Consider the following 25,967-nt stretch of genomic DNA (forward strand, 5'->3'; position numbering starts at 1 on the left):
GAGGTGCTGTGCGCGCTGTTCGCCCAGGTGCTGGGCCTGGAGCGGGTCGGCGTCGACGACAGTTTCTTCGACCTCGGCGGACACTCCCTCCTCGCCGTGCGACTGGTCAGCCGGGCCCAGTCCGCCGGACTGCGGCTCAGCGTCGCCGACGTGGTCCTGCACCGCACCGTCGCCGAACTGGCCACCCGCGCACAGAAGACGGGCCCCGCCCAGGAGACCCTGCTCGACCCGTTCGCCACCGTGCTGCCCATCCGGCCGGGCGGAGAGGCGCCCGCGGTCTTCCTCGTCCACAGCGGACTCGGCTTCAGCCTCCCGTACGTCGGACTCGCCCGGTACCTCGACCGACGGCACCCGCTCTACGGCCTGCAGTCACCGGCCGCCGGCGGGGCGGCGCCGATCCCCGACGACATCCGTGCCGTGGCCGCCGAGTACGTCGGGCACATCAAGCGGCTCCGGCCGCACGGCCCGTACCGGCTGCTCGGCTGGTCCTACGGCGGCGTGCTCGCCCACGAGATCGCCGTGCAGCTGCAACAGGCGGGCGACGAGGTCGACTTCCTCGCCAACCTGGACGGCTACCTCGGCCCGACGGGCCGCGACGAGGACGGCGACGACCACGAGCTCCTGCTGCGGGCGCTGGAGACGCTCGGCCACAGCCGCGGCGAGTTCACCGGGCGGCCGGTCACCCCGGCCGAACTCCTCGGCGTCCTGCGGCAGGAGAGCCACCCGCTGGCCGAACTCGGCGAGCGGGGGATCCCGCGGCTGCTGCGCCTGGCCCGGACCCACGGCGACCTGATGGAGCGCTTCGCCGCCGGCCGCTTCCGCGGCGACCTGCACCTGTTCGCCGCCACCCGGGAGTGGACGGCGGACCAACTGGCCGACCAGACCCGACGATGGGAACCGCACGTGGACGGAACCGTGAGGATCCACCGGATCGACTGCGGCCACGAGTACCTGATGCACCCGGGCCCCCAGGCCGTCGTCGGACGCGTCGTGGACGCCGCCCTCGACCGCCTGGACGCGGGGCGGGGCGGTGAGCGGGCATGGTGACCCTGGTTCAGGTACGGACGCCCGCGCCGCCGGTCGCGCTGGCCCTGGAGTCCCTCGCCGTGGCGGGCCGGAGGCTGCGGCGCCTGCGCCGGGCTCCCGGCCGCCTGGTCGGCATCGTCATGAACCCGCTCGTCTCGATGATCGTGCTGGGCTACCTCTTCCAGGGGTCCCTGGCGGTCACCGGCGGCGACTACCAGGAGTACCTGTTCGCGGGGGTGGCCGCGCAGGCCGGGCTCGCCGGCATCGGACCGACCGCCGTGGCCGTCGCGACGGACCTGCGCGGCGGGCTCGTCGACCGGTTCCGCAGCCTGCCGATCTCACGGCCGGCGGTTCTGTTCGGCCACACCCTCGGCGACCTGGCCGTCGGCCTGATCGGCCTGGCCGTGGTCACGGTGCTGGGCGTGCTCTTCGGCTGGCGGCCCGACAGCGGACCGCTCTCCGTCCTCGCCGGCTTCCTGCTGCTGGCCGTGTTCATGTACGCGATGCTCTGGGTCGGCGTGCTGCTGGGGCTGTTCTCCCGCAACCTGGAGACGATCAACGTCGTCGCCGGCCTGGTCACCGTCCTGTTCTCGTTCCTGTCCAACGCCTTCCAGTCCGTCGACCGACTGCCGGGCTGGCTGCGCCCGCTCGCCGAGTGGAACCCGGTCAGCGCCGTGGTCACCCGGACCCGGGAGCTGTGGGGCAACCCCACGGCCACCGGCGGGGGTTTCCCGGCCGAGCACACGTCCCTGGCCATCGCGGTGTCCCTCGGGGCGGTCTTCGTCCTCACCGTGATCCTCAGCCTGCGCCGCTACCGCCGGGCGGCCTCCTGACCCGGGGCGCGAGGGCCCCCGTTCCGGGCGCCGGCGCCTCGCCGGCGGCATCAGCCCGCTGTCAGCGGCACCTGCCACAGTCGGCCCGGAGGACGCGCTCGACGAGCCCCACGGCCCCGGCACATCCGGCACACCCCACCCATCCGACGAGTCCACGACGAAACGGAAGTGACGACGCCATGCCGAACCCCTTCGACGACCAGAACGGCACGTTCCTCGTCCTGGTGAACGACGAGGCCCAGCACTGCATCTGGCCCGCCTTCGCGCCGACGCCCCCCGGCTGGACCGTGGCGCTCGCGGAGAGCCCGCACGCCACCGCGCTCGCCTACGTGGAGGAGCACTGGACGGACATGCGCCCCCGCAGCCTGCGGGAGCGGGCCGCGGACCCGGTGCGCTGAGCGGAGTGGGGGCGGTGGAGGTGGAGACGGCCATCCGGGCGGAGGGCATCCGCAAGCGGTACCGGAACGTCGAGGCGCTCCGCGGGATCGACCTGCACGTGCGGGCCGGCACGGTGCTCGGCCTCCTCGGCCCCAACGGGGCCGGCAAGACGACCACCGTGCAGGTGCTCACGACGCTCGTGGCGCCGGACGGGGGCCATGCCGAGGTGGCCGGTTTCGACGTGGCCAGACAGCCGCGCGAGGTACGCCGGCGCATCGGCCTCGCCGGGCAGTACGCCGCGGTGGACGAGGTGCTCACCGGACGCGAGAACCTGGTCCTGCTCGGCACGCTGCTGCACCTCGGCCGGCGGGCCGCACGCCGGAGGGCCGACGAGCTCCTGGAGCGCTTCGGCCTCACGGCCGTGGCCCACCGGCCGGCCCGCACCTACTCCGGCGGCATGCGGCGCCGTCTCGACCTCGCCAGCTGCCTGATCACCTCGCCCCCGGTGCTGTTCCTCGACGAGCCGACCACGGGCCTCGACCCGGTCAGCCGGATGGCGCTGTGGGGCCTGGTGCGGGAGCTGGTGGACGGCGGGGTGACCCTGCTGCTGACGACGCAGTACCTGGAGGAGGCCGACTTCCTCGCCGACCAGATCGCGGTCGTCGACTCCGGCCGGGTGATCGCCGACGGCACGCCCGAAGCCCTCAAACGCAAAGTGGGCCCCGAGTGGCTGGAACTGACCGTCCCGGCCCCGTCCGACGTCACCGCCGTCCTCACCGCCCTCGGACCGGCCCTGACGACGCCCCCGACGGTGGACGCCGAGAAGGGCAGGGTCGCCGTCCAGCTGAACGACGGCCTCGGCGATGTCGCCGACGTGGCCGTCGCCCTGCGCGACGCGGGCATCCGGGTCACCGACTTCGCCCTGCGCCGCCCCACCCTCGACGACGTCTTCGCCCACCTGACGGGCCGTCCCTCCACCTGACCGAGGTGCGCAACGCGCTGGAGGGGACGGCCCCGCCGGGGCGTCGGCTTCTCCCGGGGACGACCGTGCTCCGGGAACCGTGCGACGACCGCCTGACGGCACTCGACCGGGAGCCGCCGCCGCCCGGGTCCCGCACCGACGTCGCCGGGCCGCGGGCACGCGCCCCGGTGCGCCCGCTCCTGCGGTCGGACGGCCGGGACCGGACCGGACACGGCGGAGGGCCCGCGCACAGGCACGGGCCCTGGCCCCTCCGCACGGCAACCGTGACGCGCGGAGGGGCCAGGGCTCGCCCCGGAACGGAGGTCCGGAGCGCCGTGCCCGCGGGTCAGCGGCCGCCGCCCGGTCCGCCGCTGCCGAACGAGCCGCTGCTGCCCCCGCTCCAGCGAGGCCGTTCCCCCTCGGGGGCGGGCCGGCTCGGCATGTTGCCGTGGGCGGGCATCTCGTGCGGCGTCAGCCGGGTCTCGCTTCTGGGCATCTCGTCGGGGGCGCGGTTCTGGTGTTCCTCGCGGACCGGGCCGTCGTCGGGCAGTCGGGGCTGCTCCGCGGGGTCCGGCGGACCCGGGTTGCGGCGCATGTTCCGGATGCCCAGGGCGAAGGCGCCGATCAGCAGGGCCACGACCACCACACCCGCCACAGCCAGCCCGATGCCGAGGGCGCCTCGGCCCGCTGCCATTTCCATCCATGCGGTGTTCATGGCCCGCGGGTACCCCGGCTGTCCGCCGCCAACCTGTTCAGCCGGACCGGGCCGCGCGCGTCCGCGAACGGTTCGCCTTGCGGATCGCGTCGAGCAGGTCCGCCTTCGACATCCGCGACCGGCCCTCGATGCCGAGCCGCTTCGCCATGTCGTACAGGTGTTCCTTCGAGGCGCGCTCGTCGACGCCCTCGCCGCTGCGGCCGCCCCGCTGCCGGGGCCGGGCCGACCGGGGGTCCGAGGGGCCCCGGCGACCGCCCTCCTTGCGTTCCCAGTGGTCGCCGACCTTCTCGTAGCTGTGCTTCAGCGCGCCGTACGCCACCCGGTGCGCCCGCTCGCCCTCGCCGTACTGCTCCACGGCCGAGTCGTGGGCCTCGATCCAGGTGCGCTGGGCGTCGCGGGGGGACCGCTCCAGGGTCGACGGCAGTTCCTGTCGTCCGGGCACGGTGGACACCTCCGTGCGTCGTCGCGGGCCGCACGGGTGCCCGCGCCGGGGCCCGGAAAACCGGCCGGAACCCGGGGAGCGCCGGGTTTGACGCCCGCGGCACGGGCTACCCGCGCGGTGTGACATCACCGACTTCCCAACAGGAGCTGTTCCGGTTCCTGGAGGATCGCTTCGCCTGCGCACAGGCGTGCACCGAGTGCGCGCGGGCCTGCGCGCTGCGCGCGAGCCTCGTGGATCCGGACGGGACAGAGAACCAGGAACTCGTACGACGCAAGGGCATCATGTGCGCGGAGGTGTGCGACGCGACCTGCCGGGTGCTGTCCGAGCAGAGCCAGGTGGACGAGGCCGCCATGCGGGCCCAGCTGGAGTGGTGCCGGACGGTGTGCCTGGAGACCGCGCACGTCTTCGACATGCAGCCGGGAGCGGAGGAGAGCGCGAAGGCGTGCCGCGCCTGCGCCCGGGCCTGCACGGACTTCCTCGCCACGCTGAACTGACGCGGCGCTCCCGGGCCACCGGGGGCGGTCGCCCCGCTTCTTCGGCGGCCGCGCGAGCCGGCGGGAGGGGGTTCGGGCACGCCACGCGTACGGCGCCGGCCCGCCGGCACGGCGGGCGAGCCGGACCTCCCCGCCGCCCCCGCGAACCGGCCGGAGCCGGGCCGCCCGCTCCGGCACGGCGCGCCCCGAACCCGCCGCGGGAGCCGAGGCACGCGAGGCGGGCGGCTTCCTGCCGCGCCCGCCGGCCCACCCCTGATCCGCCCGGCGTGAGCTGCCGGGGCGGTGTACGGCACACCCGCCGTAGGTCTCCCTACCGTCCTGCGCGCAGGGGCCCTACGGCAGGCCGGCCCCCTCTCCCGCCGCCGGCCTCCCGCGCCCGCCGGTCACGGGCCCGCTGCCGTGCGGCGTTCCCGCACGTCCGCGCCCGCCACCGGCTCCCGGGCACGTCCCCGCGCCATGGCCCGGCTCGGTCCGGACGGGTGTCCCGCACCGTACAAAACCGGGCGACAGCCCGCCATACTGGGCGGGCCGGGGGAGGGCGGACGCATCAGCGACGGGGGCGGGTGCAGAGATGGGGGACAGCGGACTGATCCACGGCCGGTACCGGCTGCTCGACCTGATCGGGCGCGGCGGCATGGGAGAGGTGTGGCGGGCGCGGGACGAGTCGCTGGGGCGGCACGTCGCCGTCAAGTGCCTCAAGCCGCTCGGCACGCCCCCCGACCGGTCCTCCGGCCGGGTGCTGCGGGAGCGGTTCCGGCGCGAGGCCCGCGTGGCCGCCGCGCTCCAGCACCGCGGCGTGACCGTGGTACACGACTTCGGCGAGTCCGACGGCGTCCTCTACCTGGTCATGGAGCTGCTGCGGGGCCGCGACCTCAGCCGGCTCCTGGAGGACAACAAGGGCCGTCCCCTGCCGGTCGCGGACGTCGTCGACATCGCCGAACAGGTCGCCGAGGCCCTCGCCTACACCCACGAGCAGGGCGTCGTGCACCGGGACCTGAAACCCGCGAACATCGTCCGGCTCGCCGACGGCACGGTGAAGATCTGCGACTTCGGGATCGCCCGCCTCGGTCGCGACACCGGCCCCACCTCCCGCCTGACCGGCACCGGCATCGCCATGGGCACCCCGCACTACATGTCGCCGGAGCAGATCGGCGGGGACGAGGTCGACCGCCGCAGCGACCTGTACTCGCTGGGCTGCGTGCTGTACGAGCTCGCCACCGGCACACCGCCCTTCGACCTCGACGACGCCTGGGCCGTCCTCGTCGGCCACCGCGACACCCCGCCCGAGCCGCCGCGCAGCCACCGCGCCGAGCTGCCCGGCTACCTGGAGAGGATCATCCTGGACCTGCTGGCCAAACAGCCCGGGCAGCGTCCGCGCGACGCCCGCGAGCTGGCCCGCCGGATCACCGCGGGCCGCACCGCGCCGGCGCACGCGCCGGCCGCGGTGACCTCCTGGCCGGCGCCGCGCACCCGCGGTCCGGTGGCGGTCGGGACCCGGCTGCCGTCCTGGACCCGCGGCATGACCACCGGGCCCAAGGCCGTCGGCACCGGCCCGCACGGCACGCCGGCGGACCCGGGGGCGGGCCTGTCCGGCGTCTGGGCCCCGCGCCCCGGGCCGGACCCGGCCGGGGATCCCCTGCCCGCGCCGGACCCGGCCGGGGAACCCGGGCCCGGGCAGCGGCCCGAACCGCCGCCGGAGGCCGTCGCCGCGCTGGCCGGCCGGCACCGGGCGGGCCTGAGCCTCGGGCGGCTCGGCCGCTGGGCGGAGGCGGGCGAGGTGCACCGGGCGGTGGCCGCCGAGCGCGAGCACCTCCTCGGCCCGGACCACCCCGACACCCTCGCCAGCCGCTACGAGGCCGCCTTCGCCCTCAGCCGCACCGGCCGCGCCGCCGACGCGCTGCGCGCGTACAAGCAGGTCGCCGAGGTGAGGATCCGGGTGCTCGGCGCCGACCACCCCGACACCCTCGCCGCCCGCCAGGAGATGGCGTACGCCCTCGGCCGGCTCGGCCGCCACTTCGACGCCCACCGGGTGTACGCCTCGGTGCTCGCCGCCCGGGAGCGCACCATGGGCGCCGACCACCCCGACACCCTGCGCTGCCGGCACAACCTCGCCGTCAGCCTCGGCCGGCTCGGGTGCCCGGAGGAGTCCTGGCGCACGGCCCGCGAGGTGGCCGCCGCCCGTGCCCGGGTGCTCGGGCCCCTGCACCCCGACACCCTGGTCACCCGCTACGAGGTCGCCCACGCGCTGGACCGGCTGGGCCGCTGGGAGGAAGCCCTGCACGCCTACGAGGAGGTCGCCCGGGACCGCGCCCGGGCGCTCGGCCCCGACCACCCCGACACGCTCGCCGCCCGCTACGAGATCGGCATCAGCCTCGGCCGCCTCGGCCGCAGCGCCCGGGCGCTGACCGTGTACCGCGAGCTGATCGAGGACCGCGCCCGGGTCCAGGGCCCCGACCACCCGGAGACCCTGCGCGCCCGCCACGGCCTGGGCGTCGGCCTCGGCCGGCTCGGGCGCTGGGAGGAGGCCCTCGCCGAGGCCCGGCAGGTGTGCGCGATCCGCGAGCGCGTGCTCGGCCCCGACCACCCGGACACCCTGGTCAGCCGCCGCGAGGTCGCCGTCGGCCTCGGCTGGCTGGGCCGCTGGGCGGACGCGCTGGCCGAGTACCGGCGGGTGGCCGCCGCCCGCGAACGCGTCCTCGGCGCGGACCACCCCGACACCCTCGCGAGCCGCGACGACGAGGCGCACTGCCTCGGACAGCTCGGCCGCGCCGCCGAGGCCGCGGAGCTGTACCGCAGGACGACGGCACTGCGGTCCCGGCCCGTCCCCTGACGGCGGCCCGCCGCCCCTGGCCGCCGCGGACCACCGCGTGCTACCAAGAACCATGACCGCACCCGAGGGACCGCGCGCCGGCCGGGCGTACGACGCCGTCGTCGTCGGCGGAGGCCACAACGGCCTGGTCGCCGCCGCCTACCTGGCCCGCGCCGGGCGTTCCGTGCTGGTGCTGGAGCGGCTGGACCACACCGGCGGCGCGGCCGTGTCGGCCCGTCCCTTCGCCGGAGTCGACGCCCGGCTGTCCCGGTACTCGTACCTGGTCGGCCTGCTGCCCCGGAAGATCGTGCGGGATCTCGGCCTGGACGTCCGCCTGCGCGCCCGCCCGGTCTCCTCGTACACCCCCACCGAGCGGGACGGGCGTCCCACCGGGCTCCTCGTCGGCGGCGGGGAGCGGCGGACCCGGGAGGCGTTCGCCCGGCTCACCGGCTCCGACCGCGAGTACGGGGCGTGGCGGCGTTTCCACGCCCTGACCGGCCACGTCGCCCGGCGGGTCTTCCCGACCCTCACCGAGCCGCTGCCCACCCGCGAGGAGCTGCGCCGCCGCGTCGACGACGAGGCCGCCTGGCGGGCCCTGTTCGAGGAGCCGATCGGCGTCGCGATCGAGGAGCACCTCACCGACGACCTGGTCCGGGGCGTGGTCCTCACCGACGCGCTGATCGGCACCTTCGCCGACGCCCACGACCCCTCGCTCAAGCAGAACCGCTGCTTCCTGTACCACGTGATCGGCGGCGGCACCGGAGCCTGGGACGTGCCCGTCGGCGGCATGGGCGCCCTCACCGACGCGCTGGCCGCCGCGGCCCGCCGGGCGGGCGCCGTCCTCGCCACCGGGCACGAGGCGGTGCGCATCGCCACGGACGGCCGCACGGCCGAGGTCGCCTACCGCACGGCCACCGGGGAGGGCGTCGCCGCCGCCCGGCACGTCCTTGTCAACGCCTCCCCGCAGGAGCTGGCGGCGCTGACCGGCGACCCGGCCCCGGCCCCGGCCGAGGGCGCCCAGCTGAAGGTGAACATGCTGCTGGAGCGGCTGCCCCGGCTGCGGGACAGCGCGACCGACCCCCGCGAGGCCTTCGCCGGCACCTTCCACGTCGCCGAGGGCTACCGGCAGCTGGCCGCCGCGTACGCCCGGGCCGCGGCCGGCGAGCCGCCCACCGCCCCGCCCTCGGAGACCTACTGCCACTCGCTCACCGACCCGAGCGTCCTCGGCCCGGACCTCGCCGGGCGGGGGTACCACACGCTCACCCTGTTCGGCCTGCACACACCCGCCCGGCTGTTCGCGCGGGACGACGGGCAGGACGACGCCGTCCGCGAGGACCTGCTGACGGCGACGCTGGCCCAGCTCGACGCCCATCTGGCCGAACCGCTCGCCGGCTGTCTGGCCACCGACGCGGACGGGCGCCCGTGCATCGAGGCGAAGACCCCGCTGGACCTGGAGCGCGACCTGAGGCTGCCCGGCGGCCACATCTTCCACCGGGACCTCACCTGGCCGTACGCCCAGGACGGAGCCGGCCGCTGGGGCGTGGCGACCCGGCACGCGAACGTGCTGCTGTGCGGGGCGGGAGCGGTGCGCGGGGGCGGTGTGAGCGGGGTGCCGGGGCACAACGCGGCGATGGCGGTGCTGCGGGCGCGGGGCGGTTGAATGGCCGGCGCCGGGCGGGGCACTCCGACAGGTCGAAGGTATCCGCAGGATCCGGCCGCCCCGCGGGGACGGCCGGACCGTCCCACGGGAGGCTCCCATGGCCGACCTCAGCCCGATCGACCTGCAGAAGGCCCTCAGCGGCATGGACTACCCGACGGACAAGAAGCACCTGGTGGACCAGGCCCGCAGGAACAAGGCCGACGAGAAGGTCGTCAGCCGCCTGGACAGCCTGAAGCAGGACCACTTCGACGGACCGAACGAGGTGCAGAAGGCCGTCTTCAACCAGTGAGGCCGTCCCCGGCGGGCAGCGCGCCGGCGCCCGTGCGGAGCGGGCCCGGCCGGCACGGCTAGTCGGCCGACGGCGTCCAGCCCGCGGCCCGGATCCGGGCCGCGTCCGCCGGCCGCGACTCGTCGAAGAGGACGCCGTCGGCCGCCTCGACGCGCAGCCCGTCGACGTACGCCCCGCGGCCCGCGTACAGCCGGTCGGTGGTGTACCGCCAGCGCAGCGCGAGCCCGCGGGCGGCCGGCAGGTCCGCGGCGAGCCGGTGCCAGACGCGGCCCGAGAACCCGGTGACCGCGCCGGCCGGACGGTGCTCCGGCTCCCCGCCCCGGCGGGTGGTCGTGAACGGGACGGGCCGCCAGGTCGCGCCGTCGTCGGCCGACGCCTCCAGGACGAGCGCGTCGGCCCGGGGCTCGGTGTCCCACCACAGGGCGCACCGCAGCCGCGCGCCGCCGGCGGAGGTGTCCAGCGCGGGCAGCGCGAGCGTGGCGGCCGTGGCGCTCGCCATCCCGGAGAACCAGGCGGTACGGCCGTGCGCCGGACGCACCGGCACGGCCCGCGCCAGGTGGTCGGCCGCGGCGACCCGGGGCGCGGAACCGGAGCGCCAGCCGCGCACCGGGTGCACGGAGTTGCCGAGGATCACCAGGAAGGAGTCGGTGGTCGGGTCGAGGACCAGCGAGGTGCCGGTGAAGCCGGTGTGCCCGGCGGTGCGCGGGGTGGCCATCGCTCCCATGTACCAGTGCTGGTACAGCTCGAAGCCGAGGCCGTGCTCGTCGCCGGGGAAGGCGGTGTTGAAGTCGCTGAACATCAGCTCCACGGACTCCGGCTCCAGGATGCGCGCCCGGCCGTGGGAACCGCCGTCGAGGAGGGTCCGGGCGAGCACCGCGAGGTCCCACGCGCAGGAGAAGACGCCCGCGTGGCCCGCGACGCCGCCGAGGGCGAACGCGTTCTCGTCGTGCACCTCGCCCCACACCAGCCCGCGGTCCAGACCCGACCAGGGCCTGCGGGCGTCCTCGGTGGCCGCGATGCCCGGCCGCCAGGAGGCGGGCGGGTTGTAGCGGGTGCGGCGCATGCCCAGCGGGCCGGTGATCTCCTCGTGGAGGAGGACGTCCAGGGAGCGGCCCGTGATCCGCTCCAGCACGAGCTGGAGGGAGATCAGGTTCAGGTCCGAGTAGAGGTAGGCGGTCCCGGGCGGGACGGCCGGCGCCTCGGCGAAGACGAGGCCGAGCTTCTCCTCGTGCGTGGGCGCGTCGTACAGGGGGATCCAGGCGCGGAGACCCGAGGTGTGCGTCAGCAGCTGACGGATCGTCACCTCATGCTTGCCCGCGCGCCCGAACTCCGGCAGGTACGAGGCGACCGCCGCCTCCAGTTCCAGTGCGCCCCGCTCCAGCTGCTGCACGGCGAGGAGCGAGGTGAACAGCTTGGACACCGACGCCAGGTCGAACACGGTGTCCCGGGTCGTCGGGATCTGCTGCTCGGCCGGGAACTCGATCCCGGTGTCGGTCTTCTCGTCGTACGCCCGGTAGCGCACCGCCATGCCGATCGGCTCGTGCAGCGCCACGGTGCCGCCGCGCCCGGCGAGCAGCACGGCGCCCGCGTACCAGGGGTGCTCGGGGGAGGGGCCGAGGAACGCCTTCGCGTCGGCGACGAGTCGCCGCAGCGGGGCGCGCAGCAGACCGGCGCGTTCGGGGGAGCCGGGCCGCAGGGCGGAACGTGGCGACGCGGCGCCGGCCGCGGCGGCCGGCAGCGGCGCCAGGGCCAGCGCGCCGCCCAGGGCGAGCGCGCCGGCGCCCAGCCGACGGCGGGTGAGACCACGTCTGTCGTCGGCTGCCATGAGGACCCCCGCATCCGGGCTGGACGTGTCGTTCCGGACTCGTCTTGCGCAGGGGAACTTTCGTGTCGGGCGCGCGGTCTGTCAACGGGGCGTGCGAGGACCGGCAGCCGACGGGGCGCCGGGGGAGACCCGCCGCCCACCGCGCGGACCGGGGCGAGCGCTCGGTGGCACCGGTCCCGCCCGCCTGGTCGCCGCCCTCGCCGACGCGGTGACCGCCGTGCCGGGCGAGCACGTCCGCGAGCGGACCCCCGGCACGCTCGTCGGCGTCCCGGACGGACGCGGCGAAGCGGCCGGCGTGCCGGCCCGACCCCGGTGCGCGGTCCGGTGCCGGGCCGTCCCGGGCCGCGCGGCGTCTTGACCGCGGCCCCGGCCGAACCGAGGATCGTCTGCCATGACGCCCGGACACGGCAGCACGGTCGACGGGGTGCTGCGGCGCAGCGCCCGCCGCACCCCGGCGCGGGTCGCGCTGGAGTACGCCGACCGCTCCTGGACGTACGACGCACTCGACACCGCCGTCTCCCGCGCGGCGAGCGTCCTGCTGGCGCAGGGGCTCACGCCCGGCGACCGGGTCGCCGCCTACGGCCACAACTCCGACGCCTACCTGATCGCCTTCCTCGCCTGCGCCCGCGCGGGCCTGGTGCACGTGCCGGTCAACCAGAACCTGACCGGCGACGACCTCGCCTACCTCGTCCGCCAGTCCGGCAGCACGCTGGTCCTCGCCGATCCCGGCCTCGCCGGCCGGCTGCCCGGCGGGGTACGGACGCTGCCGCTGCGCGACGCCGACGGCTCGCTGCTCGCCCGGCTGGCGGCCGCACCGGCGTACGACGGCCCGGAGCCGTGCGGCGAGGACCTGGCGCAGCTGCTGTACACCTCGGGCACGACCGCCCTGCCCAAGGGCGCGATGATGACCCACCGGGCCCTCGTGCACGAGTACCTCAGCGCGATCACCGCCCTCGACCTCGGCGCGGGCGACCGGCCCGTGCACGCGCTGCCGCTGTACCACTCGGCGCAGATGCACGTGTTCCTGCTGCCGTACCTCGCGGTCGGCGCCACCAACATCGTCCTCGGCGCGCCCGACGGCGACCGGATCCTCGACCTGATCGAGGCGGGCCGCGTGGACAGCCTGTTCGCCCCGCCCACCGTGTGGATCGACCTGGTGAACCGCCCCGACTTCACGCGGCGGGACCTCGGCGGACTGCGCAAGGCCTACTACGGTGCGTCGGTCATGCCGGTGCCCGTCCTGCAGCGGCTGCGGGAGCGGCTGCCGCGGCTGGCCTTCTACAACTGCTTCGGACAGAGCGAGATCGGCCCGCTGGCCACGGTCCTCGGCCCCGACGAGCACGAGGGACGCATGGACTCCTGCGGCCGGCCGGTGCTGTTCGTGGAGGCACGGGTGGTCGACGAGGACGGCAAGGACGTGCCCGACGGCACGCCCGGCGAGATCGTGTACCGCTCCCCGCAGCTGTGCGAGGGCTACTGGGACAAGCCCGAGGAGACGGCCGAGGCGTTCCGCGACGGCTGGTTCCGCTCCGGTGACCTCGCGGTGCGGGACGCCGACGGCTACCTCACGATCGTCGACCGGGTGAAGGACGTCATCGACTCCGGGGGCGTCCTGGTCGCCTCCCGCCAGGTCGAGGACGTGCTGTACACGCACGAGGCCGTCGCCGAGGCCGCCGTGATCGGCCTGCCCGACGCGCGGTGGATCGAGGCCGTCACGGCGGTCGTCGTCCCGCGCGGCGAGGTCACCGAGGCCGAACTGATCGCCCACGCCCGCGCGCGCCTCCCCTCCTTCAAGGCGCCGAAGCGGGTGCTGTTCGTGGACGAGCTGCCGCGCAACGCCAGCGGGAAGATCCTCAAACGACGGCTGCGGGACCGCTTCGCCGACACCTGAGCACCGCCACCGGGCACCACGCCCGCATCGGCGGGGACGCGAGGACGGTGGCCGTCCGGCGGCACCCGGCGGCCCCGTCGTGCCGCGCGCCCCGGCGGCGTGGCGCCGGCCACCGCCCGCTGGCCGGGATCACCTCGGCGGCCGGATCCGGCCCGCGTCCGCGAGACGGCGCCAGAACCACCGGGTGAGGCCGGCGTCCACCGCACGGGCCGGGGGCAGCTGCGGCGCGGGCTCGATGCCGGGCTCCTCGGCGAGCGGATGCGCCAGCCCGGGGACCGACAGCAGCTCGGCCCGTCCCCCCAGCGCGTCGACGAGGTCCAGGGCGTCGGCGCGCAGCCCCGGATGATCCAGCTCGCCGCTGACCACCAGCAGCGGCGCGCGATCGGCGACGAGGCCCGCCCGGGCGACGAAGTCCAGGCTGTCGGCGGCCTTCCCGGACTCCTCGTCGTAGGGGTAGTCGCCCGGGAACAGGGCTACCACGGACCGCATCCGCACGGCGGCGTTCACCACGGCGCCGGCGAAGACCGGAATCCCGGTACCGGCGAGGACCCGCAGCGCGACGGCCCCGCCCAGCGAGGCGCCGAGCACGCCGATCGGACCGTCGTCGACCGGCAGCTGCGCACGGATCGAGGCCAGCGCGGCCGGGAACTCCTCGGACGCCTGCCGGACGAACGGGTACAGGTAGGACATCAGGACGTCCTGGCGGGCCAGCTCCACGATGGCGGTCGTGCCGCCGTCGACCATGCGGGCCCCGCACATCGGCATGCCGAGGTGCACCCGCCAGGCGGGCAGGCCGTGCATCGGCAACGCGGCGGCGAACGCGGCGTCCGACCTCGGCGCGTCCAGCATGTGCCAGGTGACGACCAGCGGCGCGGTGCCGTTGCCGTCCGGCGGCAGCGCGGTGAACGGCACACCGGCGGCCGTGCCCGTGATCGGTGGGTGCATACGGCGACGGTAGGTCCGCGGCCGCGCATCGGGGACGGATATCGCCACCGGCGAAACCGGCCCGGCCGGCCGCCGGGCCCGTGGGCCGGGGCAACGGCACTGCCCCCGGCCCCCTCCCCTCGGCCCGCCCCGCGATCGCCGCGGCCCGGTCCCGTGACCGCCGGCCCCGCCCGGCGGCCCGCGCTCGCCCCGGAACCGCCGGCCCGGTCCCGCGGCCGCCGGACCCGCCCCGCGCCCTCCGTCAGCGCGGCCGCAGGTCCACGACCCGCCGGATCTTGCCCACCGACCGTTCCAGCGACTCCGGGTCGACGATCTCCACGCCGACCGACACCCCGATGCCGTCCTTCACGGCCGCCGCGATGGCCCGCGCCGCCGTCCGGCGGACCTCCGGGCCGGCGCCGGGGCGGGCCTCGGCCCGCACGGTGAGGGCGTCCAGGCGGCCCTCGCGGGTGAGCCGCAGCTGGAAGTGGGGCGCGACGCCCGGCGTGCGCAGCACGATCTCCTCGATCTGGGTCGGGAAGAGGTTGACCCCGCGCAGGATCACCATGTCGTCGCTGCGGCCGGTCACCTTCTCCATGCGGCGGAACACCCGTGCCGTGCCCGGCAGCAGCCGGGTCAGGTCCCGCGTCCGGTACCGGACGACGGGCATCGCCTCCTTCGTCAGCGAGGTGAGGACCAGCTCCCCCTCCTCGCCCTCCGGCAGCACCGCGCCGGTGACCGGGTCGACGACCTCCGGGAAGAAGTGGTCCTCCCAGATGTGCAGGCCGTCCTTGGTCTCCACGCACTCCTGCGCGACGCCCGGGCCGATCACCTCCGACAGCCCGTATATGTCGACCGCGTCGATCGCGAACCGCTCCTCGATCTCCCGCCGCATCCGCTCGGTCCAGGGCTCGGCGCCGAAGACGCCCACGCGCAGGGAGGTGCCGCGCGGGTCGACGCCCTGCCGCTCGAACTCGTCCAGGAGCGTGAGCATGTAGGACGGGGTGACCATGATGACCGTGGGCTCCAGGTCCCGGATCAGCTGCACCTGGCGGGCCGTCATGCCGCCGGACGCGGGGATGACGGTGCAGCCCAGCCGCTCCGCGCCGTAGTGCGCGCCGAGCCCGCCGGTGAACAGCCCGTAGCCGTACGCCACGTGCACCCGGTCCCCGGGCCGCCCGCCCGCCGCCCGGATCGAGCGGGCCACCAGGTCCGCCCACCGGGACAGGTCGCCGTCGGTGTAGCCGACGACCGTGGGACGGCCGGTGGTGCCGCTGGAGGCGTGGATGCGGCGGACGCGGTCGTGCGGGACGGCGAACATGCCGTACGGGTAGTTCTCGCGCAGGTCGGCCTTGGTGGTGAAGGGGAACCGGGCCAGGTCGGCGAGCGTGCGGCAGTCCTCCGGACGCACTCCCGCCCGGTCGAAGGACTCCCGGTAGAAGGGCACGTGCGCGTACGCGTGCCGCAGCGACGCCCGCAGCCGCTCCAGTTGCAGCGCCCGCAGGCCTTCCGCGTCGAGCCGCTCTCCCGCGTCCAGCAGGTCCGCCGTGTCCGACATGGGGCTCCCCTCCGCCAACCGCTCGATCCGGGCGACCGATCATTCGGTCGAGTACCGGGGATCAGTAACCCAGGCCGCACCGCCCGAAGCAAGCGTCGGGTGCGGGTTTTCCCGGTGCGGGCGGCCGCGGTGCGGGAGATCCCGGCGGGACCGGCCTCGGCCGGCGGGGGCACCGGCCAGGGGTGTCGCCGGATTCGCGGAAAGCCGCCCGTCCGGCGTCAGGGCCGCCCCCCGGCGCCGTCGGGAGCGGCGAGGACGGGGACCGGCGACCGGCGCGCCTGCCCCGCCGGGCCGCTCGCCGTATCCCGGGCGGACCGGACTTCGCGGCCCCGGGGCGACGGGGAAGGGCGGCGGAGCGCCGCTGGAGCCGGCCAGGCCCGCGTCGGGCGCGCCGGACGCCCTGCCGGGGAACGCGCCGGGGAAGTCGGGACCGCCCGGCGGGCACGCCGAAGCCCTTGCCCCCGGCCGGCCCCGTCCCGGCTGGAGGAGCGGTTCCTCACGCGCCCTGAGGGAGGCGGGCGGCCTCCCGGGCCGCCTCGATCATCCGGAAGATCTCGTCCACCGCGGCCTCCGGATCGGCCGCCTCGCGGGCCGGCGAGCAGGCGTCGGCCGCGAACCCCGCGATCGTCCGGCGGGCCGTGGTGGTCTGCGGCAGGTCGGGAGCGCCGGCGATGGCCGTCGCCGGCGACTCCGCGTGGCGCGGCCTCATCGACTCCTCGTACTGCCGCGGGGCGGGTGAGGCGTCGATCATGCGCCGGATCCGGGCGGTGCTGCCCGCCGGCGTCGGACAGGACGCCTTCGGGGTGGTGGACGGGGCCGGCGGGGGCGCCGAAGGAGTCGAGGCCGGCGGTCGCGTGTTCGGCGAAGGGGCGAGCACCCATGCCGAGTCCGCCGTGCCGTCGGCCTGGACCCGTACGCCCGAGGGCCTGACGTTCGCGGAGGCGGCCGGGCACCCTCCGTGACGGAGCCCGCGCTGCGCGTCATCGGCCGGGCCGGTCACACGCGCGGGCGCCGGGTCATCGTCGTCTGAGCCTCGCCCTGCGCGGCCGTACGGCCCGGCCGACCCGGTGAGCGTGTCTCCCGTCACCGGGTCCGCCGGGCGGACAGACCGCGGTCCCCGGGCCGGAGCCCGCGGCGCCGACCGTCCCGATCGCCGTCCCCGGGACCCGGGGGTCCAGAGCCCCGCCCGTCTGCGTGTGGCGCACCGCGGGCGGGCGCGGTGCGCGGGCGGCCGGGCACGCCCGCGGCGGCGGTGCGCGGCCCCTTCCGGCGCCGCCCGTGCGGGACCGGCTCCCGGACTCCTGAAATGTCCTGTTCACATGGCCTTTTGGCGGTGGGACCCGATCGCTAGGCTGGCCGCGGACGACGACTCGGGAGGAGCACCGACGTGGCCGAGACCACCACCCACCAGCGCCCGCTCACTGGCTGGGACAAGCCGGAACTGGACCTCAGCAACGCGCAGTGGCAGTCCAGCAGCCGCGGCCTGGGAGATGTCCAGATCGCCTTCGTCGAGGGGTTCATCGCCATGCGGAACAGCGCCCGCCCGGAAAGCCCTTCCCTGATCTTCACCCCGGCCGAGTGGGGCGCCTTCGTGTCGGGAGCGCGGGAGGGAGAGTTCGACCTGACCTGAACCTCCGCGGCGGCACCGGGCCGACCGGCCGATCCGGGGGTGTTCCACCCGTTTTTCCGGACACGCGACCTTGAGCGCCTTCCCGGGGCCCCGCCTGAGCCAGGCTGGCCCCCGGGAAGGGAAGGTCTGCTTCCGGAGGTGAGGAACCCATGAGCACCCTGCCGGTCATCGCGGCGGTCGACGGTTCGGACGACAGTCTGCGCGCCCTGGAGTGGGCCCTCGACGCCGCCCGCAGGCGCGCGGCGCCGCTGCGGGTGGTGCACGTGCGGCAGTACGCCACCTGGGCGCCGGCCGAGCTGCTGGCCGCCGCGCCCCCGGACGCGGACGACGACCCGGTGCTCGCCCAGGCCCGCGCCCGTCTGGAGGGACACGCCGACCTGCCGGTGACGGAGTACGTCGGCATGGAGGGGGCGTCCTCCGTCCTGCTGCCCGAACTGGGCTCCACCGCCCAGCTGTTGGTGCTCGGCTCCCGGGGCCGGGGCGGCTTCGCCAGCCTGTTGCTCGGCTCCAACGGCATGGCCGCCGCCCGGGACGCCGAATGCCCCGTCGTCGTGGTGCCCCGGCCCGGACGCGAGGTCCACGGCGAGGGGCCGGCCGAGCCCGGACCGCGGGTGGTCGTCGGCCTGCACGTGGACAGCCCCGACGAGGCCACGCTCGCCTTCGCCTTCGCCGAGGCCGCGCTGCGCGGCGCCCGCCTCCAGGTGGTCGCCGCCTACCCCTGGCCGGTCCAGAGCTGGGCCGCCCCCGGCCGGCTGGTGCCGCCGGTGATCGACCAGGTCGCCGTCGAGAGCGAGACGCGGAGCCTCGCCGAGGGATTCCTCGCCCCGCACCGCACCCGGTACCCCGACGTCCGGGCCGAGCCGTCCGTGCTGCCCGGCGACGCCGCCGGGCACCTGGTCGCCGCCTCCAAGGACGCCGAGCTGACCGTCGTGGGCCGCCACCGGCGCCGTCTGCTGGCCCCCGCCCGCATGATGGGCTCCGTCACCCAGGCGGTACTGCTGCACGCCGCCGGCCCGGTCGCCGTGGTGCCGCCCGCGCCGCCGGAGGAGTGAGGGCGCCCTGGGGAGCCGGGCGTTCCCGGAGCGCAGGGGGCTTCCGCCGGCTGTTCCGGGGCGGGGAAGCGGGCCGTCCCGGCGGCCGTCGCGGGTCACGGAGGAGGCCCCCGCCCGCACGGCACCCGGCGGCCCCGGGCACGTACCATGGCGGCATGTCGTTCCTCCGCCGCCGCAGTGCCACTCCCGCCGGGCCCGACTTCGACGTACTGGCCATGGATCCGGGTGACTGGCCCGGCAACCTCGGTGCCGGACTGCTGCCCGCCCCCGACGGCACCTGCCAGGGCGTGTTCCTGCGCTACGACCTGTTCGGCGGACGCGGCCCCGCCATGATCATCGGCAATCTGCCGGAGGGCTCCCCGGCCCGCGACGTCCCCGAGGGACAGGTCCCGTTCGAAGTGGGCCAGCTGCTGCTGGCCCTGGAGAACGACGAGGAGGTGACCGTCGTCGGCACCGAGGACGTGCCGGTGATGCAGGGCGACAACCTGCTGATCGTGCGGCGCGTCAAGCTCTCCGAGAGCCGGATCTCCTGCGTGCAGTTCGACCGCAGCGACAACGTCCTGGTGACCATCGCCGCCTGGGACCGCCCCATCACCGACGACCTGTACGCCCTGCTGAAGCCGCTGCCCGCGGAACTCTTCCAGCAGGGCTGACCGGCTGCCCGGCCATCGGCGCGCATGCCGGGGACGGCCCCCGGCACGCCGCCGTGGCCGAGGACGTGCCGCATACGCCACCAGCCGCGCCGGCGACCGGTGCCTCGCCTCCGCGTACCAGGCATCCGGACTCCGCCCGGGCCCCGACCGGGCCCCGCTGGGCGGCGGCGAGCAGGGCGGTACCGTCCGCGACGTCGGCGGCCGGACCGGTACGCGGTCGCTTCGGGCTCAGCCCGGTCGGGTCGGCCGCCGTCGGCAGCGTCATGAGGCGGACCGCGGACGGGGCCGCGCCGAGCAGCGGGAGCAGCAGGGCCGTCGCGGCCAGGGCGCCGGCCGTCGCACGGGAACGCCCGTGACCGAGGACGGTGGCGGTTCCTCGTACAGCGGCCTCCTGCGAACCGACGGCCCGTCGAACGGACGGTCCGTCAATCACTTCCACCGGAAGGGGACGTGCCGCGTCGTCGGCGCGCCCGGCGGAGTTCCGCGCCGCCGCACACGACGGTCCGCGGCGTGCCCCTGAGCGGGCGCACCGTGGACCGTCGTCCCCGTCAGCGGGTGCCGACCGCCGCCCGCACGGCCCGTCGGGCCATCTGGCAGTCGTCGTGCAGTCGCCTGAGCAGCAGCCGCTGTTCCTCGCCGGACGGCGCGGCACCCGGGTGGGCCGCTCCCGGCGCCGCGCCGTGCAGCGAACGCTGCACGGCCGTCTCGTACCTGCGGATCTCACGGGTGAGCACCAGCATCAGGTTCACCAGGAAGGCGTCCCGCGCGGCCGGGCCCGCCGACTGCGCGATCTGGCTGATCCGCCGCCGGGCCGCCGGCGCGTCCCCGAGCACCGTCCACAGCGTCGCCAGGTCGTAGCCCGGCAGGTACCAGCCGGCGTGTTCCCAGTCCACCAGCACGGGGCCGGTCGGTGAGAGCAGGACGTTCGACAGCAGTGCGTCGCCGTGGCAGAACTGGCCCATGCCCTGCCGCCCGGCCACATGCGCGATGCCGTGCAGCAGCTTCTGCAGGTCGCCCAGGTCCCGGTCGGTGAGCAGGCCGAGCTCGTGGTACCGGGTGATCCGCGCCGCGTAGTCCAGCGGCCGGTCGAAGGCGCCCGCCGGCGGCCGCCAGGCGTTCAGCCGGCAGATCGCGTCGAGCACCGCGCGGATGTCCGCCCGCGGCGGCGCCTCCGTCGGGTGCCGCCGGAGCGCCACCACCCTGCCCGGCATCCGCTCGACGACGAGCGTGCAGGTGTCCGGGTCCGCCGCGATCAGCCTCGGCACCCGAACGGGCGGGCGGTGCCGGACGAACGAGCGGTATGCGCCTATCTCGTGCCGGATCCGCTCGGCCCACGCCGGGGAGTGGTCCAGTAAGCACTTGGCGACGGCGGTGCCGCGTCCGGTCGTACCGACCAGGAGCACGGACCGCCCGCTGCGGCGCAGCACCTGCACCGGGGCGAACTCGGGACAGATCCGGTGCACCGAGGCGATCGCCGTGCGCAGCTGGGCGCCCTGAGGGCCGGACAAGTCGAGTCTCCCGCTGAGCGGCGGGGTGCCGGGCCCCGCGGCACGCCGCGTCCGGCCGGTGCCGAGCGCGGGGGCCGACGGGCGCGCGGGGGCGGGGTGGGGACCGCCGCCCGCCGGGCGGGGAAGCGGCGACCGGGGCGGGGCGGACACGGAGGACGAAGCTGCGTACATGGGTGAGACGGATCCCTTCGTATGCCTGCAGTGCCTGCCTGGAACGTCGGCGCGCACCCGCCCGGCCGTGCCGGCGCACCCTGGGGAATGCCCCTGCGGCGACCGGGTCGGGGTGGCGCGTTCCTACCTGACACCCGATGCCCCGTGGCACACCATCTGGCGCACCCTGGCGAACCCTGGCGAATAGTCGCCCGGCCCCTTCGGCCCGGCTACTGTCAACTCAGCCGAGAACCTGGGGGCTTGATGTGAGCGGACGACCCAACACCCGGCTCGCGGACCTGTTCGGCCTGACCGGCTGGTCCAAGGGTGAGCTCGCGAGGCTGGTCAACCGGCAGGCGGCGGCGATGGGCCACCCCCAGCTGGCGACCGACACCTCACGGGTGCGGCGGTGGATCGACATGGGGGAGATCCCGCGCGATCCCGTGCCGCGGGTGCTGGCGGCCCTGTTCACCGAGCGTCTCGGCCGTGTCGTGACCATCGAGGACCTCGGCCTGGTCCGGCGCGGACGTGCGGGGAGACGGCAGGGCGGCGGGCATGCGGAGCATCCCGACGGAGTGCCGTGGGCGCCCGAACGGACCGCCGCGGTCCTCACCGAATTCACGGGAATGGACCTCATGCTCAACCGACGCGGTTTGGTGGGCGCGGGTGCCGCGCTCGCCGCGGGATCCGCACTCAGCAGCGCCATGCACGACTGGCTGCACACCGATCCGGCCCTGGCGGCCGACGCTCCCGATCTCGACCACCCCCTGCACGCCGAACCCGCCGGGTTCGACCGCTACGAGGCCGCCCCCATCGGGTCGCAGGAGGTCGAGGAACTGGAGCGCTCGGTCGAGGTCTTCCGCGCCTGGGACGCCGCCCGGGGCGGCGGCCTCCAGCGCAAGGCCGTGGTGGGCCAGCTCAACGAGGTGGGCGGCATGCTCGCCTACCGTCACCCTCCCCACCTCCAGCGGCGCCTGTGGGGCGTCGCCGCCAACCTCGCCGTGCTGGCGGGCTGGATGTCGCACGACGTCGGCCTGGAGCCCACGGCCCAGAAGTACTTCGTCATCGCCGCCCACGCGGCGAGGGAGGGCGGTGACCGGCCCCGCGCCGGCGAGGCGCTCTCCCGGGCGGCGCGCCAGATGGTGCACCTGGGCCGGCCCGACGACGCGCTCGACCTGATGAAGCTCGCCCAGTCCGGGGCCGGGGAGGAGGTGCTGCCGCGCACCAGGGCGATGCTCTGCACCGTCGAGGCCTGGGCGCAGGCCGCCATGGGCAGGGGCCAGGCGATGCGCCGCACCCTGGGCGAGGCGGAGGACCTCTTCGTCTCCGACAAGGGCGACGTACCGCCGCCGGACTGGATGCAGCTGTTCACGGAGGAGGACCTGTACGGCATGCAGGCCCTGGCCTACCGCACGCTCGCGGAGTTCGAGCCGGCCGCGGCCGTGCACGCGCAGCACTACGCGGAGAAGGCCCTCGCCCTGCGGACCGACGCCCGGCAGCGGTCGAAGATCTTCGACTACCTGTCGATGGCCTCCGCCTGCTTCATCGCCGACGACCCCGAACAGGCGGACCGCTACGCCCGGTTGGCCCTGGTGTCGATGGGGTCCAACTCCTCCCAGCGCACCTGGGACCGGCTGCGTCAGATGTACCGGCTCACCGCCGAGTACGCCGGCTACCCGAGGATCAAGGAGCTGCGGGAGGAGATTGAGCTGGCCCTGCCGAAGGCCCAGACGAGGAAGCGGGGCGACGGCACCGGCGCATCGGTCTAGGGGAGGGAGCGCACGGGGGACCGTGCCGCCGCTGTTCCCGCTCCGGTGCTCCCACGGCGCCTCCGCTCACGCGATACGCCTGTTCCCGCCACCCACGCTTCCGTCCCGACCCCGCAGTCCCTGCGAGCACGACTGCGCGGTTCCGCGCCACCGCATCCGCGGTCTCCGCGCACTCCCTACGACATCACCCTGGCGACGAGCACGCACGCGTCGTCCACGCGTTCGGTTCCACTGAACTCCTCCACCACCGTCCGCACGCACTCCTGTGCGGTCCGCGCCTCGGCGAAGCGCGGAGCCAGACCGAGGAGCTGGCTCACGGCCGCCGTCCCCGCCCCGCTTCCGGCTTCGCTCGAACGGGGAGGCTCCCACCGCCGCGGCACCAATCCGTCGGTGTACAGGAGCAGCAGGTCACCCACCTCGAGGACCTCCTCGGCCTGCCCGTAGCGGGCGTCCGGGGGGCCGCCGAGCGGGACGCCGTCCGGCGCCCGCAGTCCGCGCCCCGTCCCGTTGCGGAACAGCAGCGGGGCGGGGTGTCCGGCCTGCGCCCACACCAGGGTGCGGGTCGCGGGGCGGTAGCGGCAGCAGACGGCGCTGCCCAGGGCCGGCCGGACGGTGGTGTCCAGCAACCGGTTGAGCCCGGCCATCAGCCGCCCCGGACGGGTGCCCGCCATCGCCATGCCGCGCAGGGCGCCCAGCAGCATCGTCATGCCCGAGGCCACGGCGATCCCGTGACCGGCCAGGTCGCCGGCGCTCAACAGCACCTCGCCGTCCGGCAGTTCGAGGGCGTCGAACCAGTCGCCGCCGACCGGTGCGCCCCGTGACGCCGGCAGGCGGTGGCCGTACAGGTCCAGGCGGCGGTCCCGGCGCGGGAGCCGCAGGGGGCCGTGCCACGGCGGCAGCACGGCCTCCTGCAGCTCGGCCGCGACCCGGTGCTCGGTCCGCGCGCGGTGCCGGCGGCGGCTGAGCGAGTCACGGGTCTCGCTCACCGCCCGCTGGCTGCGCCGCAGTTCACTGACGTCTCGCAGCACCGCCCACATCGAGGCGGTGCTGCCGTCCGCGTCGAGCACGGGCTCGCCCATCATGTGCACGGTCCGTACGTCGCCGTCCGGCCGGACGACGCGGAACTCCCCGTCGACGGGCCGGGCGTCGACGAGGCAGTCCGTGACCATGGCCGTCAGCTTCGGCCGGTCCGCGTCGAGGACCAGGGACGGCAGCTCGTCGAGGGTGAGCGGGGGAGCCGCGGGGTCGCGGCCGAGGATCCGGTAGAGCTCCCCGGACCAGTCGGCCCGGTCCGTCAGCAGGTTCCACTCCGCGCTGCCGACCCGGCCGAGCAGGGAGCCGGACGGGGGAGCGGCGGTCGCCACCGGGGCGGTGACGACCGGCTCGGACGGCCCGGGGGCGGGCAGCGGGCCGTCCCGCAGCTGCGCCAAGTGCTGGTCGAGATCGTCGAGTTGGTGCAGCGCCAGATCGCACAGGGCGCGCTGCCAGCGTCCCCGCGGGTCCGATCCGTCGTCCTGGGCGTCGCGCCGGACGGCGTCCAGGCCGCCCTTGAGCCGCCGCGTCTGCGATATCAGCGCGTCGACCGAACCGCTTCCTGGCGGCTGGGCGGCTGGGCGGTCCGCGGAGAGGGGGGACGGCATGACGCACTCCGATGCGGGGACGGTACGGCCAGGGGCCGGGAGAAGAACCGTTACGACTGTCGCACAGCCCGCGACGGCCCGTAAGGGATTCGGCAAGACGCGACGCGGCGATGCGCCTGGCATATGCCGCCGTCTTCGCGGAGCGCTCGCGGCGCCTTGGCGACGTACGGCTTCGAGCAGCCAACTCCTAGATGCGACACGCCACTTGGCGGATGACCGGAAAGTTCCCCGAGGTGCTGCCGGATGTTCGACGATCCTATGTTCCACTGCCTTCAGTACCGCAGCACCCCGGCGATCCCGTTCGCGTCCCCCAGTGTGCCGTCCGGGACGAAGCGGACCTCGGCGCCGGTCTCCAGGCATCGTTCGACGATCTCGTCCACGATGTCCTCGCGGGCGTCGGGATCGCCGCTCTCGGCCGGCGCCAGGTGGTCGCCGGCGTCGCGCACCGTCACCTGGCAGTTCTCCTCGACGGCCAGCAACCGGACGCGGCCCGCCAGGGCGCTCTGCCACAGCTCGTCCGCGCCGGCCGCGAAGTTCCTGCGGCCCCGGGCCGATGCCAGCTCCCGCAGCACCTCCTCGGCGGACCTGCGCGTCTCGGCGTCGACGACGGGCCGCACCGCCCGCCACACGGCCTCGGGCGTGCCGTGCGCGAGTCCGCCGTGCGGGATGTGCACCGCGTTCTTGGCGACCCCGCCGAGTTCCCACAGCAGGGACAGCGCGGCCCGCTTGCCGGTGACGTACAGCGGCCGGGGGTGTTCGCGCAGGACCGCGTGCATCGCGGTGTCGGCCTCGCGCAGGAAACGGCGGGTGCGTTCGTCGCGGAAGGTGCCCGGCGGGTCGCCGATCCGCTCCTGGCGCTCGGGGTCGAAGTTCTCCGGGTTCCTGATCAGCGGGAACCCGCAGGTGTGGTCCTCGGCGACGCGGTCCGCGCCGCCGCTCCACAGCGTGACGCGGTCCGCGGAGACCGACAGCACCCAGAACGGCCGCTCGGCGGCCCGGGCGGCGACGAGGTTGCGGGTCAGGAAGGTGTCCGAGAGCACCACGCGCTCGGGCACGCTCCGGGTCAGGGTCCACACCTGGTGCTCCCCGGGCGCGGCGAAGATCGCCAGGCCGTCCTCGGTGTGCGTCAGGTCGACCTCGGTCAGGGCCCGGTCGAGTTGCCGGGCGACCTCGGCGCGCCGCTCCCGGGGGACCGCGGGGTCGGTCTCCAGACGTTTCTTCGCCTCGGTCACCGCATTGCGCAGCCGGACCGGATCCTGGGCGTTGTAAGGGTCGCGGCGGTGCGTCGGCGTCAGCACGGAGACCGCGGGGTAGGGGCGGGGGCGCCGCAGCTCGGCGAGGGCGGTGAGGCTGAGATCGTGCTCCATGTCAGCACGATAGAACCGATTCGCCTATCGGGCATTCGGGGTAATCCGCCCACCGTCCCGTCGGTGCGGTGACGCTGCGGGAAGGGGTGCGCGGAAAGCGGGGGAAGTCTTTGCTCCCGGCTGATTTCGCGCGCCGGTCACCTGGTGCGGGGCGGCCCAGGGGGTGTCGCATGTGCAAAGCCCGACCGAAGGGGGTCCGGGGCGTCGCGCGCGTCAAGGCCGCGTTGACCGGTCCCGGCCACCCGGTGTCCGGCCCCGTCGGCCCGGGACGGGTCCGGTAGGCCCCGCCCACCGCGGCACCCCGCTGACCACCCGGACGGCGCGGCCCGGAGCGCGCCCCGGACCGGCGCTGTGGCTGGACCTCCGCACCCGGGGACCTCCCTGCGCCGAGCG

The 25,967-nt window shown here is 75.7% G+C and carries 21 protein-coding genes and 2 pseudogenes; 14 read left to right on the plus strand and 9 right to left on the minus strand.

Annotated elements, in window-relative coordinates; genetic code table 11:
• The 4 genes from ACIBAI_RS08120 to ACIBAI_RS08135 form a co-directional block, all read left to right on the plus strand.
• A partial coding sequence (locus tag ACIBAI_RS08120; protein WP_399032014.1) for a thioesterase domain-containing protein occupies window positions 1–1,047 on the plus strand: 1,047 nt, incomplete at its 5' end.
• Window positions 1,041–1,859 (plus strand): ABC transporter permease, encoded by an 819-nt coding sequence (locus tag ACIBAI_RS08125; RefSeq protein ID WP_399032016.1) that lies wholly within the window; start codon window positions 1,041–1,043, stop codon window positions 1,857–1,859. The genes ACIBAI_RS08120 and ACIBAI_RS08125, both read left to right, overlap by 7 nt.
• 179 nt (window positions 1,860–2,038) lie before the next feature.
• Window positions 2,039–2,257: an MbtH family protein gene (locus ACIBAI_RS08130; RefSeq protein WP_399032017.1), complete on the plus strand. Its 219-nt coding sequence runs from the start codon at window positions 2,039–2,041 to the stop codon at window positions 2,255–2,257.
• A gap of 20 nt (window positions 2,258–2,277) precedes the next feature.
• Complete coding sequence (locus ACIBAI_RS08135; protein ID WP_399032224.1) at window positions 2,278–3,219, plus strand: ATP-binding cassette domain-containing protein; 942 nt, start codon at window positions 2,278–2,280, stop codon at window positions 3,217–3,219.
• Window positions 3,220–3,544: 325 nt separating this feature from the next.
• Here the strand turns inward: ACIBAI_RS08135 and ACIBAI_RS08140 are convergent, their stop codons facing one another.
• Window positions 3,545–3,913 (minus strand): DUF6479 family protein, encoded by a 369-nt coding sequence (locus ACIBAI_RS08140; RefSeq protein WP_399032019.1) that lies wholly within the window; start codon window positions 3,911–3,913, stop codon window positions 3,545–3,547.
• A 37-nt stretch (window positions 3,914–3,950) separates the two neighbouring features.
• On the minus strand, window positions 3,951–4,355 hold the full coding sequence (locus ACIBAI_RS08145) for a ChaB family protein (RefSeq protein ID WP_399032021.1): 405 nt from the start codon (window positions 4,353–4,355) through the stop codon (window positions 3,951–3,953).
• 119 nt (window positions 4,356–4,474) lie between these two features.
• Here ACIBAI_RS08145 and ACIBAI_RS08150 point away from each other — a divergent pair, with 119 nt between their 5' ends.
• The 4 genes from ACIBAI_RS08150 to ACIBAI_RS08165 all read left to right on the plus strand — a co-directional run bounded on the left by ACIBAI_RS08150 (window position 4,475) and on the right by ACIBAI_RS08165 (window position 9,607).
• Window positions 4,475–4,849, plus strand: coding sequence for a four-helix bundle copper-binding protein (locus ACIBAI_RS08150; RefSeq protein WP_344609615.1), 375 nt, complete (start codon window positions 4,475–4,477; stop codon window positions 4,847–4,849).
• 571 nt (window positions 4,850–5,420) lie between these two features.
• A complete protein-coding gene (locus ACIBAI_RS08155) occupies window positions 5,421–7,679 on the plus strand; it encodes a tetratricopeptide repeat protein (protein ID WP_399032022.1) in 2,259 nt (752 codons plus the stop codon).
• Window positions 7,680–7,731: 52 nt separating this feature from the next.
• Entirely contained in the window at window positions 7,732–9,318 is a 1,587-nt protein-coding gene (locus tag ACIBAI_RS08160; protein ID WP_399032024.1) for a phytoene desaturase family protein, read from the plus strand.
• Between the two features lie 97 nt (window positions 9,319–9,415).
• Window positions 9,416–9,607, plus strand: a complete 192-nt coding sequence (locus tag ACIBAI_RS08165; protein WP_344609609.1) for a DUF2795 domain-containing protein — start codon at window positions 9,416–9,418, stop codon at window positions 9,605–9,607.
• 58 nt (window positions 9,608–9,665) lie between these two features.
• Here the strand turns inward: ACIBAI_RS08165 and ACIBAI_RS08170 are convergent, their stop codons facing one another.
• Complete coding sequence (locus ACIBAI_RS08170) at window positions 9,666–11,432, minus strand: serine hydrolase (protein ID WP_399032026.1); 1,767 nt, start codon at window positions 11,430–11,432, stop codon at window positions 9,666–9,668.
• A 391-nt stretch (window positions 11,433–11,823) separates the two neighbouring features.
• Between ACIBAI_RS08170 and ACIBAI_RS08175 the strand changes: the two genes are divergently transcribed.
• The gene (locus tag ACIBAI_RS08175) at window positions 11,824–13,323 is read left to right on the plus strand and encodes an acyl-CoA synthetase (protein WP_399032027.1); all 1,500 of its coding nucleotides are present in this window, start codon (window positions 11,824–11,826) and stop codon (window positions 13,321–13,323) included.
• A 129-nt stretch (window positions 13,324–13,452) separates the two neighbouring features.
• On the opposite strand, the gene ACIBAI_RS08180 is transcribed toward ACIBAI_RS08175, so the two are convergent.
• The 3 genes and pseudogenes from ACIBAI_RS08180 to ACIBAI_RS08190 form a co-directional block, all read right to left on the minus strand.
• Complete coding sequence (locus tag ACIBAI_RS08180; protein WP_399032029.1) at window positions 13,453–14,268, minus strand: alpha/beta hydrolase family protein; 816 nt, start codon at window positions 14,266–14,268, stop codon at window positions 13,453–13,455.
• Window positions 14,269–14,509: 241 nt separating this feature from the next.
• A complete protein-coding gene (gene paaK / locus ACIBAI_RS08185; RefSeq protein WP_399032031.1) occupies window positions 14,510–15,805 on the minus strand; it encodes a phenylacetate--CoA ligase PaaK in 1,296 nt (431 codons plus the stop codon).
• A 496-nt stretch (window positions 15,806–16,301) separates the two neighbouring features.
• A pseudogene (locus ACIBAI_RS08190) lies at window positions 16,302–16,571 on the minus strand (TetR/AcrR family transcriptional regulator); the annotation flags it as partial.
• Between the two features lie 4 nt (window positions 16,572–16,575).
• On the opposite strand from ACIBAI_RS08190, the pseudogene ACIBAI_RS08195 reads away from it, so the two are divergent.
• The 4 genes and pseudogenes from ACIBAI_RS08195 to ACIBAI_RS08210 form a co-directional block, all read left to right on the plus strand.
• Window positions 16,576–16,829: pseudogene (locus ACIBAI_RS08195) on the plus strand (NADP-dependent oxidoreductase); the annotation flags it as partial.
• Window positions 16,830–17,192: 363 nt separating this feature from the next.
• The gene (locus ACIBAI_RS08200; protein ID WP_344606619.1) at window positions 17,193–17,435 is read left to right on the plus strand and encodes a DUF397 domain-containing protein; all 243 of its coding nucleotides are present in this window, start codon (window positions 17,193–17,195) and stop codon (window positions 17,433–17,435) included.
• 149 nt (window positions 17,436–17,584) lie between these two features.
• Window positions 17,585–18,487, plus strand: a complete 903-nt coding sequence (locus tag ACIBAI_RS08205; protein WP_399032033.1) for a universal stress protein — start codon at window positions 17,585–17,587, stop codon at window positions 18,485–18,487.
• A 155-nt stretch (window positions 18,488–18,642) separates the two neighbouring features.
• Complete coding sequence (locus tag ACIBAI_RS08210) at window positions 18,643–19,140, plus strand: hypothetical protein (RefSeq protein WP_344606623.1); 498 nt, start codon at window positions 18,643–18,645, stop codon at window positions 19,138–19,140.
• Between the two features lie 548 nt (window positions 19,141–19,688).
• On the opposite strand, the gene ACIBAI_RS08215 is transcribed toward ACIBAI_RS08210, so the two are convergent.
• Window positions 19,689–20,819 (minus strand): aminoglycoside phosphotransferase family protein, encoded by a 1,131-nt coding sequence (locus ACIBAI_RS08215; protein WP_399032035.1) that lies wholly within the window; start codon window positions 20,817–20,819, stop codon window positions 19,689–19,691.
• 245 nt (window positions 20,820–21,064) lie between these two features.
• Here ACIBAI_RS08215 and ACIBAI_RS08220 point away from each other — a divergent pair, with 245 nt between their 5' ends.
• On the plus strand, window positions 21,065–22,567 hold the full coding sequence (locus ACIBAI_RS08220; RefSeq protein WP_399032036.1) for a hypothetical protein: 1,503 nt from the start codon (window positions 21,065–21,067) through the stop codon (window positions 22,565–22,567).
• 176 nt (window positions 22,568–22,743) lie between these two features.
• On the opposite strand, the gene ACIBAI_RS08225 is transcribed toward ACIBAI_RS08220, so the two are convergent.
• Entirely contained in the window at window positions 22,744–24,207 is a 1,464-nt protein-coding gene (locus tag ACIBAI_RS08225; RefSeq protein WP_399032038.1) for a PP2C family protein-serine/threonine phosphatase, read from the minus strand.
• Between the two features lie 272 nt (window positions 24,208–24,479).
• Window positions 24,480–25,574, minus strand: coding sequence for a chemotaxis protein (locus ACIBAI_RS08230; protein WP_399032040.1), 1,095 nt, complete (start codon window positions 25,572–25,574; stop codon window positions 24,480–24,482).
• Between the last annotated feature and the right edge of the window lie 393 nt (window positions 25,575–25,967).

Source organism: Streptomyces sp. NPDC051041 (genome assembly GCF_044456065.1).
Lineage (GTDB): Bacteria > Actinomycetota > Actinomycetes > Streptomycetales > Streptomycetaceae > Streptomyces > Streptomyces glaucus.

Excerpts from the sequence above, each read along its gene's own strand:
- ACIBAI_RS08155 (WP_399032022.1), top strand. The coding sequence starts at position 5,421 with ATGGGGGACAGCGGACTGATCCACGGCCGGTACCGGCTGCTCGACCTG.
- ACIBAI_RS08210 (WP_344606623.1), top strand. The coding sequence starts at position 18,643 with ATGTCGTTCCTCCGCCGCCGCAGTGCCACTCCCGCCGGGCCCGACTTC.
- ACIBAI_RS08125 (WP_399032016.1), top strand. The coding sequence starts at position 1,041 with ATGGTGACCCTGGTTCAGGTACGGACGCCCGCGCCGCCGGTCGCGCTG.
- paaK (WP_399032031.1), bottom strand. The coding sequence starts at position 15,805 with ATGTCGGACACGGCGGACCTGCTGGACGCGGGAGAGCGGCTCGACGCG.
- ACIBAI_RS08165 (WP_344609609.1), top strand. The coding sequence starts at position 9,416 with ATGGCCGACCTCAGCCCGATCGACCTGCAGAAGGCCCTCAGCGGCATG.
- ACIBAI_RS08180 (WP_399032029.1), bottom strand. The coding sequence starts at position 14,268 with ATGCACCCACCGATCACGGGCACGGCCGCCGGTGTGCCGTTCACCGCG.
- ACIBAI_RS08175 (WP_399032027.1), top strand. The coding sequence starts at position 11,824 with ATGACGCCCGGACACGGCAGCACGGTCGACGGGGTGCTGCGGCGCAGC.
- ACIBAI_RS08205 (WP_399032033.1), top strand. The coding sequence starts at position 17,585 with ATGAGCACCCTGCCGGTCATCGCGGCGGTCGACGGTTCGGACGACAGT.
- ACIBAI_RS08215 (WP_399032035.1), bottom strand. The coding sequence starts at position 20,819 with ATGTACGCAGCTTCGTCCTCCGTGTCCGCCCCGCCCCGGTCGCCGCTT.
- ACIBAI_RS08225 (WP_399032038.1), bottom strand. The coding sequence starts at position 24,207 with ATGCCGTCCCCCCTCTCCGCGGACCGCCCAGCCGCCCAGCCGCCAGGA.
- ACIBAI_RS08140 (WP_399032019.1), bottom strand. The coding sequence starts at position 3,913 with ATGAACACCGCATGGATGGAAATGGCAGCGGGCCGAGGCGCCCTCGGC.
- ACIBAI_RS08130 (WP_399032017.1), top strand. The coding sequence starts at position 2,039 with ATGCCGAACCCCTTCGACGACCAGAACGGCACGTTCCTCGTCCTGGTG.
- ACIBAI_RS08230 (WP_399032040.1), bottom strand. The coding sequence starts at position 25,574 with ATGGAGCACGATCTCAGCCTCACCGCCCTCGCCGAGCTGCGGCGCCCC.
- ACIBAI_RS08160 (WP_399032024.1), top strand. The coding sequence starts at position 7,732 with ATGACCGCACCCGAGGGACCGCGCGCCGGCCGGGCGTACGACGCCGTC.
- ACIBAI_RS08170 (WP_399032026.1), bottom strand. The coding sequence starts at position 11,432 with ATGGCAGCCGACGACAGACGTGGTCTCACCCGCCGTCGGCTGGGCGCC.